This is a genomic window from Saccharopolyspora sp. 6V (genome assembly GCF_020176785.1).
GTDB classification, from domain to species: domain Bacteria; phylum Actinomycetota; class Actinomycetes; order Mycobacteriales; family Pseudonocardiaceae; genus Saccharopolyspora_C; species Saccharopolyspora_C gregorii.
The window spans coordinates 1-10,304 of record NZ_JAIUKB010000203.1 but is presented as its reverse complement, the minus strand read 5'-3'; the positions used below and the strand labels follow the sequence as shown (position 1 = coordinate 10,304).

Genomic DNA, 10,304 nt, shown 5'->3' with positions numbered 1-10,304 from the left:
GTCCCGAACCCCGCCCGCACCGAGACCGACCCGCCTCGACACCCCTCGAACGGAGTTCGCGCCATGAACGCGATCGACAACCTGCACTGCCTCGTAGCGCGGGGATTCCGGGGAGTTCCGGTGCACGACGACGGCGGCCGGCTGGACGCCCTGCTGTACGTGCGGCACTGGCCGTCCGGCGTCGTCGACGTCGTGATCGTGTACTCCCACGACGAGGCCGTCGCCTACCGCGCGAGCGGATTCGACCCGCACGGCCCCCTCCTCGGCCTCCCGGCCCGCGTGCACTGGCGGCAGGCCGGGCACCCCGATGCGGTCACCACCGCCGCCCTCGGCCTGCCCTCCTGACCCCCGGGACATCCCGTTCCCGATCACCTCCCGCGACGCGCTCCGCCCCCGGATCGGATGCGTCCCGCTGGTGCGATGCGCACCGCCTTCCCGCAGGCCGAGGTCACCGACTACGAGTGGTTGATGCCCGTGCTCGCCAACGCGCCTGAGGATCGACACGTGCTCGCCGCAGCGGTGCACGGCGGCGCTGAGGTCACCGTCACCGCGAACCTGGACGATTTTCCGGCCCCGCGATCTGAGGGAACACGGCGTTGCGGCCACACATCCCGACGCGTTCCTGGTGGACCTGCTCGACGAAGATCCGGAGTTGATCTCGCAATGCCTGCGGGACGCCGTGCTCGCCAGGCGCAGGCCGCCCGAGACGATCGACTCGTTGCTGGCACAGCGCGGCGAAGTCGTCCCCGATTTCGCCGAAGCCGCCCGGCGCTCGATGCGGTAGGCGCTGGTCAGCGGAACGGGGCGTGGCCGACGAGGGTGCCCGCGCGGTCGATGACCAGGACCTCGACGTCGATCGGGGCACCCTGGAGGGTGGTCAGGCAGAAGTCGCGGGAGCGGGCGGCGACGAGGTCGCCGAGCGGGATGTCCTCGGCCTGGCAGCGGGTGAGCGCGTCCAGCGCGGTGTTGGCGCCGCGAATGCTCTCGGCGAACTCGGCGGAGGCGCCCGCGTCGCGCACGATCCCGGCCAGCAGCGCGAAGTTCACCTGCGACCGCTTCGAATGCAGGTCCAGATGCCCGTCGGCGAGCTTGGCGAGCTTGCCGATGCCGCCCGCGATCGTCAGCCGGGGCACCGGGTGGCGCCGCAGGTACTTGAGCACCGCGCCCGCGAAGTCGCCCATGTCCAGCATCGCCTCCGGCGCGAGGCCGTAGGTGCGGTCGACGTGCTTCTCCGAGGTGCTGCCGGTGCAGCCGGCGACGTGCTCCAGCCCGGCGGCCCGGGCCACGTCCACGCCGCGGCGGATGCTGTCGATCCACGCCGAGCACGAGTACGGCACCACCACGCCGGTCGTGCCGAGGATGGACAGGCCGCCGAGGATGCCGAGGCGCGGGTTCCAGGTGCGCCGCGCCAGTTCCTCCCCTTTCTCCACGGAGATCTCCACGACCACGTCCCCGCTGCCGCCGTGCTCGGCGGCGACCTGCCGCACGACGCCGCGGATGAGTTCGCGCGGCACCGGGTTGATCGCCGGTTCGCCCACCGGCAGCGGCAGGCCCGGTTTCGTCACGGTGCCCACGCCCGGACCGGCGCGGAACACCACCCCGGCGCCGGGTTCGGCGGGGCGGACCGTGGCCGACACCAGCGCGCCGTGCGTCACGTCCGGGTCGTCCCCGGCGTCCTTGACGATCGCCGCCATCGCCGACCCGGCGCCGAGGCGTTCCTTGGCGAGGGCGAACTCGGGGCGGTGCCCCTTCGGCAGCACGATGCCCACCGGATCGGGGAACCCGCCGGTGAGCAGCGCCGTGTAGGCGGCGGCGGTGGACGCCGTGGCGCAGGCGCCGGTCGTCCAGCCGTAGCGCAGCGCCTGGCCGGTCATAGCGCACCGCCTAGGCTGGCCGCATGGTCGAGGTGCGGCGAGTGCTGGTGCTCGGCGGCACCGCGGAGGCCCGCGAGCTCGCCGCCCGGCTCGGCGGCGAACCGGCGGTGCACGTGATCTCCTCGCTGGCGGGCCGGGTGCGCGACCCGCGGCTGCCCGAGGGCGAGGTGCGGATCGGCGGTTTCGGCGGTGCCGAGGGCCTCGCCGCGTGGCTGCGCGCCGAACGCATCGACGAGGTGGTGGACGCGACGCACCCGTTCGCCGCCGCCATGACCTCGAACGCGGTGCTCGCCTGCGCACTGGCGGGCCTGCCGCTGCTGGTGCTGCGCAGACCCGGCTGGGAACCGGAACCGCACTGGCACCTGGTGGATTCGCTGGACGAGGCCGCCGCCGCGCTGCCCGGCCTGGGCGAGCGGATCTTCCTCAGCACCGGGCGCCAGGGCGTGCACCGGTTCGCGCACCTGGACCTGCGGTTCCTGGTGCGCGCCGTGGACCCACCGGAACCGCCGCTGCCGCCGCGCACCGAGCTGCTGCTGGCCCGCGGCCCGTTCGCGTTCGACGACGAGGTGGCGCTGCTGCGCGAGCACCGCATCGACGTGCTGGTCACCAAGGACAGCGGCGGCCCGATGACCCGTCCGAAGCTGGATGCGGCCCGGCTGCTGGGCGTCGCGGTGGTGCTGGTGCGGCGGCCGCCGGAACCACCGGTGCCCGTGGTGGGGACCGTGGCCGCCGCTGTGGAACGGCTGCGTCACGCCGGGTAGCGGCGCGGCGTGAACACCGTCCCGCCGACCGAGCGCGTGGTGGACGAGCCGATCAGCAGCAGGCAGCGCATGTCCACATCGGACGGATCGAGTTCGCCGAGCGGCACCACCCGCACCGACTCCTGCGGCCCGCCCACGTCGCGGCCGATCACCACCGGCGTCTCCGGGGAGCGGTGCTCCAGCAGCACGTCGCGGGCGGCGCCGACCTGCCAGGTGCGGCTGCGCGAGGCCGGGTTGTAGATGGCCATCGCCAGGTCGGCCCTCGCCGCCGCGGCCAGCCGCTCGACGATGACCTCCCACGGCTTCAACCGGTCCGACAGGGACAGCACGCAGTAGTCGTGGCCCAGCGGCGCGCCGATCCGGCTCGCCACCGCCTGCGCCGCGGTGAGGCCGGGCAGCACCCGCACCGGCACCTCCGCGAACCGCTCCTCGGTGGCGACCTCCAGCACGGCGCTGGCCATCGCGAACACGCCCGGATCGCCCGAGGACACCACGACGACGCGGGATCCGCGCCGCGCCAGGTCCAGGGCGAACTCGGCGCGCTCGGCCTCCACCCGGTTGTCCGAGGCGTGCTTGCGCTGCCGCGGGTTCGTCGGCAACCGGTCCAGGTAGGGGCCGTAGCCGACGAGGTCGTCGGCGGCGGCGACGGCGGTGTGCGCCTCCGGCGTGGTCCACTGCGGACCGGCCGGGCCGAGGCCGACGACCACGACCTCGCCGGTGCTCGCCGTCGGCGCGGGCTCGGGAGTTTCCCGTTGCGCCGCAGCGGAAACGGGTACCCCGGACGCGTCGGTCAGGTTCAGCGGGCTGTCCGCGTTCACCGGGCTCGGCAGCAGCGCCAGCGAGAAGTACGGCACCGACGCCGGATCCACCTCGCCCAGCGGCAGCAACCGCTGCCGGTCGGTGGTGGCGCGCTCCACGAAGTAGGCCTCGTCGAGCCGGCCCGCCTTCTCGAACGCCGCCTTCACCCCGTCGAAGGTGCGGCCCAGCTTCATGACCGCCGCCGCGTCGGTGCCCGCCAGCTTCTCGGCGAGCACGTCCGGGTCGAGCGTGCCGGGCAGCACCGTCAGCACCTCGTCGCGTTCCGCCAGCGGCCTGCCGAGCATCGCCGCCGCCCCGCTCACCGAGGTCACGCCGGGGATCGCGGCCACCTCGAACCGGCCCACCAGCCGCTTGTGCATGTGCATGTAGGAGCCGTAGAAGAACGGGTCGCCCTCGCACAGCAGCGCCACGGTGCGGCCCGCGGCCAGGTGCGCGGCGAGGCGTTCGGCCGCGTCGGCGTAGAACTCGTCGATGGCGCCCTGGTAGCCGCCCGGGTGGTCGGTGGTCTCGGTCGTCACCGGGTACACCAGCGGTTCCTCGACCTGGCCGTCCCGCAGGTACGGGGCGGCGACGGAACGCGCGATGCTGCGGCCGTGCCGGGCGCTGTGGTAGGCGATCACGTCGGCTTCGCCGATCAGCCGGGCGGCCTTGACCGTCACCAGCTCCGGATCTCCCGGGCCGAGCCCGACGCCGAACAACCTGCCTGCCTGCTCCACGGTGCTGCTCACTCCTGTTCGCTCGCGATCGCGTTGATGGCGGCCACGGCCATCGCGCTGCCGCCGCGGCGGCCGTGCACCACCAGGTGCTCCAGCGCCGGGTGGTCGGCCAGGGCCTGCTTCGATTCGGCGGCGCCGATGAACCCGACGGGCAGCCCGAGCACGGCGGCGGGCCTGCCCGCGCCCGCGTCGACCATCTCCAGCAGCCGGAACAGCGCGGTCGGCGCGTTGCCGACGGCCACCACGGACCCGTCCAGCCGGTCCCGCCACAGCTCCATCGCGGCCGCACTGCGGGTCGTGCCGAGTTCCGCGGCGAGGCCGAGGACCCGCTCGTCACCGAGGGTGCAGAGGATGTCGTTGTCGGCGGGCAGCCTGCCCCGGGTGACGCCCGCGGCGACCATGGCGGCGTCGCAGAACACCGGTGCGCCACCGCGCAGCGCCTCGCGGGCGGCGAGCACCGCGCGCGGCGACCAGGCGATGTCGCGGACCAGGTCCACCATGCCGCAGGCGTGGATCATGCGGACGGCGACCTGGGCGACTTCCGGTGGCATGCCGTCGAGTTCCGCTTCAGCGCGGATCGTGGCGAACGAACGGCGGTAGATCTCCGCGCCGTCGCGCACGTACTCGTAGCCGCCGGTGCTGTCTGCGGTGTTCACACTGCCCTCCGTGCCGCGTCGAGCGCGGCGGACGTATCGCCGGCGGCACGGCCGCCGACCTCGTAGCCGGCCTCGGTGGCCAGCACTTCCACTCCTGGCCCGGCCGGTCGGCCGCAGCGGCGCGCGCAACCCGCCCAGTGCACCGGCAGCGGGCCGGGCCGGGTGGTGCGCAGCGCGTCGGCGCGCACGTCGGCGAGGGACTTCGCGCAGCCGGGGCTGCCCGTGCAGGCGGTCACCCCGGCCAGCGGCGCGCCCGAGTCGGTGAGGAACCCGGCGGCGGCCAGCTCGGCGAGCCTGCGCGGCGCCTCGGCCGCGGGGACGTCGGTGAGCAGCAGCGCGCGCCACGGCGTGAGCCGCAGCGGGTGCGGTGCGGCGGTCCGGGCGGCGATCTCTTCGGTCTGCGCGGCGAGCACCGCGATCTGCGCGGCGTCCAGCCGTCCCAGCGGTGCGCCGAGGGCGAGGTCGACCCGGTCGTCGTCGCGGGCCAGCACGCCCAGCTCGGCGTGCGTGCGCACCGGATCACCGGGCGTGACCACGGATTCCGCCGGGGTGCAGGGGAATTCCTCCCGGACGCGGCCGGCGATCCGCTCCGCGCCGCCGGGCAGTTCCGCGAGCCGCCAGCTCTCCGCACCCAGCCGGTCCCGCTCCGCGAGGAACGCGGCGGCCGCGAGCACCGCGGCGCGGGCCGCGTCGGCCGCGGGCACCCGCAGCCCGAGGTCGGCCCCGGCGAGCAGCACCGCAACCGAGCCGTCCGCCGGGTGCAGCGCGACGTCCGCGCCCAGCGCGGTCACCTCGCCGCCGCCGTCGTCCGCGGTGAACAGGAACCGGCCGGGCAGCTCCGCCAGCTCCGGGTCGGCGCGCAGCCGCTCGTCCAGTTCCACCGCCACCGCGCGCACGTCCAGCGCCCCCGGGCGGGTGCGCGGCGAGGCGACGACGTTGCGCACCCGCTCGTGCGTCGGCGACGGCAGCAGTCCGGCCGCGCCGAGCAGGTCGGCGAACTCCGGCACCGCCGCCGCGGACAGGCCGCGGACCTGGACGTTCGCCCGCGAGGTGAGTTCCCAGCCGCCGTCACCCAGCGCGGCCGCGGTCGCCAGCGCCCGCACCTGCCGCGCCGCGAGCCGCCCGCCGGGCACCCGGACGCGGGCCAGTCCCCCGTCGGCGGCCTCGTGCACCCGCAGCGCGCCGGGGCACGCGTCGGGTCCGGCTCGTCGCGGCACGCTCGTCCCCGCTCTCGTCGATCGTGGTCTGGTCCGGAACTCGCAGCGCACGGCGCCGCTGTCCGGGGTGCGCGGACTCGGGGGCGCACCGGCGACCGTCGATACTACGTCCCGCCCGGATCGCGTCCGCAAAACGCGATGCGCCTCACCGGGCGGCCGGACCGGCCGAGTGCGGGATCTCTCCCGCGTGCGCACGATCGGCCACTTGACGAACGATCGCCCCGTTGCGGAGAGTTGTCGGCGGCGACGTGCGGAGGAAGCCGGTGCGAGTCCGGCGCGGTCCCGCCACTGTCACCGGGGAGCGGACTCCGAGTACGAGGCCACTGCCCGCGCGCCGCGCGGGTGGGAAGGCCGGAGCGAGCGCCGATCCGGGAGCCAGGACACTCCGGCGCCGCCACCGCCCGGTGCCACACCGGGTGCCGACGACTCCGGGGCGAGGACCCCGAGGAAGGTTGACCATGCGTCCTGTCCGCACGCCCGCGTCCCTGCTCAGCCGGGAGCGTGCCGCATGATCCTGCTGCTGTCCACATCGGACACCGATCTGCTCAGCGCACGCGCCAGCGGTGCGGACTTCCGCCTCGGCAACCCGGCTCGGCTCGGCGTGGACGACCTGCCGCCGCTGCTGGAGGGCGCCGACCTCGTGGTGGTGCGGCTGCTCGGCGGCCGCCGCGCGTGGGAGGAGGGCTTGGACGCGCTGCTCGCCGGACCGCGCCCGGTCGTGGTGCTCGGCGGTGAGCAGGCCCCGGACGCCGAGCTGATGGAGTGCTCCACGGTGCCCGGCGGCGTCTGCTCGCAGGCGCACGGCTACCTCGCGCAGGGCGGGCCGGAGAACCTGGCGCAGCTGTTCAACTTCCTGTCCGACACGGTGCTGCTCACCGGCCACGGCTTCGAACCGCCGGTGGAGACGCCGAAGTGGGGCCTGCTGGAGCGCACCCCGCGCCGGACCGAAGGCCCGAAGGTCGCGGTGCTCTACTACCGCGCGCACCACATGGCGGGCAACACCGCGTTCGCGCACGCCCTGTCCGAGGCGATCGAGGACGCGGGCGGCCAGGCGCTGCCGGTGTTCTGCGCCTCGCTGCGCGCCCCCGAAGCGGGCCTGCTGGACACGTTGCGCGAGGCGGACGCGCTGATCGTGACGGTGCTGGCCGCGGGCGGCACGAAGCCCGCGACGGCCTCCGCCGGTGGCGACGACGAGGCGTGGGACGTGGGCGCGCTCGCCGCGCTGGACGTGCCGATCCTGCAGGGCCTCACCCTGACCTCCAGCCGCGAGGCGTGGGAGGACAACGACGAGGGCCTGTCCCCGCTGGACATGGCCACCCAGGTCGCGGTGCCCGAGTTCGACGGCCGCCTGATCACGGTGCCGTTCTCGTTCAAGGAGAACGACGCCGAGGGCCTCCCGGTGTACGTCGCCGACCCGGAGCGCGCGGCCCGCGTCGCCGGGATCGCGGTGAAGCACGCGCGGCTGCGGCACGTGCCCGCCGCGGACAAGCGGCTGGTGCTGATGCTCTCGGCGTACCCGACGAAGCACTCCCGGATCGGCAACGCCGTCGGCCTGGACACCCCGGCGAGCGCGGTGGGCCTGCTGCGGCGGCTGCGCGAGGCCGGCTACGACATCGGCCCGGCGGACGGCCCGGACGCGCTGCCCGGCGTGGCCGCGCAGGACGGCGACGCGCTGGTGCACGCGCTGATCGCCGCCGGTGGCCAGGACCCGGACTGGCTGACCGAGGAGCAGCTGTCCGGCAACCCGGTGCGCATCCCCGCGAAGCGCTACGCCGACTGGTTCGCCACGCTGCCGCAGGACCTGCGGGAGAGCGTCGAGCAGCACTGGGGCCCGCCGCCGGGCGAGCAGTTCGTGGACCGCTCGCACGACCCGGACGGCGAGATCGTGGTGGCCGCGCTGCGCGCCGGGAACGTGGTCGTGGTCGTGCAGCCGCCGCGCGGGTTCGGCGAGAACCCGATCGCGATCTACCACGACCCGGACCTGCCGCCGAGCCACCACTACCTGGCCGCCTACCGCTGGATGACCGACGAGTTCGGCGCGCACGCGATGGTGCACCTCGGCAAGCACGGCAACCTGGAGTGGCTGCCCGGCAAGACCGCGGGCATGTCGGCGTCCTGCGCACCGGACGCGGCGCTGGCCGACCTGCCGCTGGTGTACCCGTTCCTGGTCAACGACCCGGGCGAGGGCACCCAGGCGAAGCGCCGGGTGCACGCGACGCTGGTGGACCACCTGGTGCCGCCGATGGCGCGCGCGGAGAGCTACGGCGACATCGCGAAGCTGGAGCAGCTGCTCGACGAGCACGCGCAGATCTCGGCGATGGACCCGGCGAAGCTGCCCGCGATCCGCAGCCAGATCTGGACGTTGATGCAAGCCGCGAAGCTCGACCACGACCTCGGCCTGGACGAGCGCCCGCACGAGGCCGAGTTCGACGACATGCTGCTGCACGTCGACGGCTGGCTGTGCGAGATCAAGGACGCGCAGATCCGCGACGGCCTGCACGTCCTCGGCGCCGCCCCGACCGGGGAGGCGCGGGTGAACCTGGTGCTGGCGATGCTGCGCGCCCGCCAGGTGTGGGGCGGGCAGAGCGGTGCGCTGCCCGGCCTGCGCGAGGCGCTGGGCATGCTGGAGGACGGCAGCGTCGCCCGCGGCACCGTGGACGACGTGGAGACCTCCGCGCACGCGCTCGTCGCGGGCCTGGAGGAGCGCGGCTGGGAGCTCGGCGCGGTCGTCGAGGTGTGCCGCTCGGTGCTGGGCGACGCGCCGGACGACGTGGTGCGGGTGCTGGAGTTCGCCGTCACCGAGGTGGTGCCGCGGCTGGACGCCACCACCGACGAGATGACCGCGACGCTGCACGCCCTCGACGGCGGCTACGTGCCCGCGGGCCCGAGCGGTTCCCCGCTGCGCGGCCTGATCAACGTGCTGCCGACGGGCCGGAACTTCTACTCGGTGGACCCGAAGGCGGTGCCGAGCAGGCTCGCCTGGGAGACCGGGCACGCCATCGCCGATTCGCTGATCGAGCGCTACCTCGCCGACACCGGCGAGTACCCGCGCTCGGTGGGCCTGTCGGTGTGGGGCACCTCGGCGATGCGCACCTCCGGCGACGACATCGCGGAAGTGCTGGCGCTGCTGGGCGTGCGGCCCACCTGGGACGAGGCGTCGCGGCGCGTCAACGGGCTCGAAGTGATCCCGCTCGACGAGCTGGGCCGCCCGCGGGTGGACGTGACGGTGCGGATCAGCGGGTTCTTCCGCGACGCGTTCCCGCACGTGGTGACGCTGCTCGACGACGCGGTCCGCAAGGTCGCCGCGCTCGACGAGCCGGACGAGCAGAACTTCGTGCGCGCCCACGCGCAGGCCGACCTGGCCGGGCACGGCGACGAGCGCCGCGCCACCACGCGCATCTTCGGTTCGAAGCCCGGCGCCTACGGGGCCGGTCTGCTGCCGCTGATGGACAGCAAGAACTGGCGCGACGACACCGACCTCGCCGAGGTGTACGCGGTGTGGGGCGGCTACGCCTACGGCCGCGGCCTGGAGGGCACCGAGGCGCGCGGCGACATGGAATCCGCCTACAAGCGGATCTCGGTGGCGGCGAAGAACGTCGACACCCGCGAGCACGACATCGCCGACTCCGACGACTACTTCCAGTACCACGGCGGCATGATCGCCACGGTCCGTGCGCTGACCGGCAAGGCACCGGCGGCCTACATCGGCGACAGCAGCCGCCCGGACGCCATCCGGACCCGCTCGCTGACCGAGGAGACCTCGCGGGTGTTCCGCGCCCGCGTGGTGAACCCGCGCTGGCTCGCCGCGATGCGCAAGCACGGCTACAAGGGCGCGTTCGAGCTGGCCGCCACCGTGGACTACCTGTTCGGCTACGACGCCACGACCGGTGTCGTCGGCGACTGGATGTACGAGAAGCTCGCCGAGACCTACGTGCTGGACGAGGAGAACCAGAAGTTCCTCACCGAGTCCAACCCGTGGGCGCTGCACGGCATCGCGGAACGCCTGCTGGAAGCGGCGAACCGGAACATGTGGGAGTCCCCGAACCCGGAGACGATCACCGCCCTGCACGAGATCTACCTGCAAACCGAAGGCGACCTGGAGGACGGGCCGGCGACGAGCTGACCGCCGGGTGAGCGGTGCGGGGGGGGGGGGGGGCGCGGCGGGGGGGGCCCCCCCCCCCCCCCACGAAGTGGTGCCGGTGGTGCCCGCCGCCGTGCTGTTCGACCTGCCGATGGGGGACTGGGGCAACCGGCCCGGCGC

8 protein-coding genes and 1 riboswitch are annotated in these 10,304 nt (G+C 74.6%); of the genes, 4 read left to right on the top strand and 4 right to left on the bottom strand.

Annotated features, from left to right (window positions below; translation table 11 throughout):
* Window positions 1-345 (top strand): hypothetical protein (locus LCD35_RS29035; protein ID WP_224960407.1); only part of this gene is annotated, 345 nt, incomplete at its 5' end.
* Between the two features lie 280 nt (window positions 346-625).
* Window positions 626-784, top strand: coding sequence for a hypothetical protein (locus LCD35_RS29030; protein WP_224960408.1), 159 nt, complete (start codon window positions 626-628; stop codon window positions 782-784).
* Window positions 785-791: 7 nt separating this feature from the next.
* Here the strand turns inward: LCD35_RS29030 and LCD35_RS29025 are convergent, their stop codons facing one another.
* Complete coding sequence (locus tag LCD35_RS29025) at window positions 792-1,874, bottom strand: cobalt-precorrin-5B (C(1))-methyltransferase (protein ID WP_225045261.1); 1,083 nt, start codon at window positions 1,872-1,874, stop codon at window positions 792-794.
* Window positions 1,875-1,897: 23 nt separating this feature from the next.
* On the opposite strand from LCD35_RS29025, the gene LCD35_RS29020 reads away from it, so the two are divergent.
* Window positions 1,898-2,635 (top strand): cobalt-precorrin-6A reductase, encoded by a 738-nt coding sequence (locus LCD35_RS29020; RefSeq protein ID WP_224968738.1) that lies wholly within the window; start codon window positions 1,898-1,900, stop codon window positions 2,633-2,635.
* Here LCD35_RS29020 and LCD35_RS29015 read toward each other — a convergent pair.
* Genes LCD35_RS29015 through cobG form a run of 3 tightly spaced genes read right to left on the bottom strand, consistent with a single transcriptional unit; the run spans window position 2,623 to window position 6,043 of the window.
* Window positions 2,623-4,170: a precorrin-2 C(20)-methyltransferase gene (locus LCD35_RS29015; RefSeq protein WP_224968742.1), complete on the bottom strand. Its 1,548-nt coding sequence runs from the start codon at window positions 4,168-4,170 to the stop codon at window positions 2,623-2,625. The genes LCD35_RS29020 and LCD35_RS29015 overlap by 13 nt on opposite strands.
* An 8-nt stretch (window positions 4,171-4,178) precedes the next feature.
* The gene (locus tag LCD35_RS29010) at window positions 4,179-4,826 is read right to left on the bottom strand and encodes a precorrin-8X methylmutase (protein WP_224960413.1); all 648 of its coding nucleotides are present in this window, start codon (window positions 4,824-4,826) and stop codon (window positions 4,179-4,181) included.
* Window positions 4,823-6,043 (bottom strand): precorrin-3B synthase, encoded by a 1,221-nt coding sequence (gene cobG, locus LCD35_RS29005; protein ID WP_224960415.1) that lies wholly within the window; start codon window positions 6,041-6,043, stop codon window positions 4,823-4,825. The genes LCD35_RS29010 and cobG overlap by 4 nt, the downstream gene beginning before the upstream one ends.
* Window positions 6,044-6,296: 253 nt before the next feature.
* Window positions 6,297-6,429: riboswitch (cobalamin riboswitch) on the top strand.
* Window positions 6,430-6,551: 122 nt separating this feature from the next.
* Between cobG and cobN the strand changes: the two genes are divergently transcribed.
* Window positions 6,552-10,166: a cobaltochelatase subunit CobN gene (gene cobN / locus LCD35_RS29000; RefSeq protein ID WP_224960416.1), complete on the top strand. Its 3,615-nt coding sequence runs from the start codon at window positions 6,552-6,554 to the stop codon at window positions 10,164-10,166.
* The last annotated feature ends 138 nt before the right edge of the window (window positions 10,167-10,304 follow it).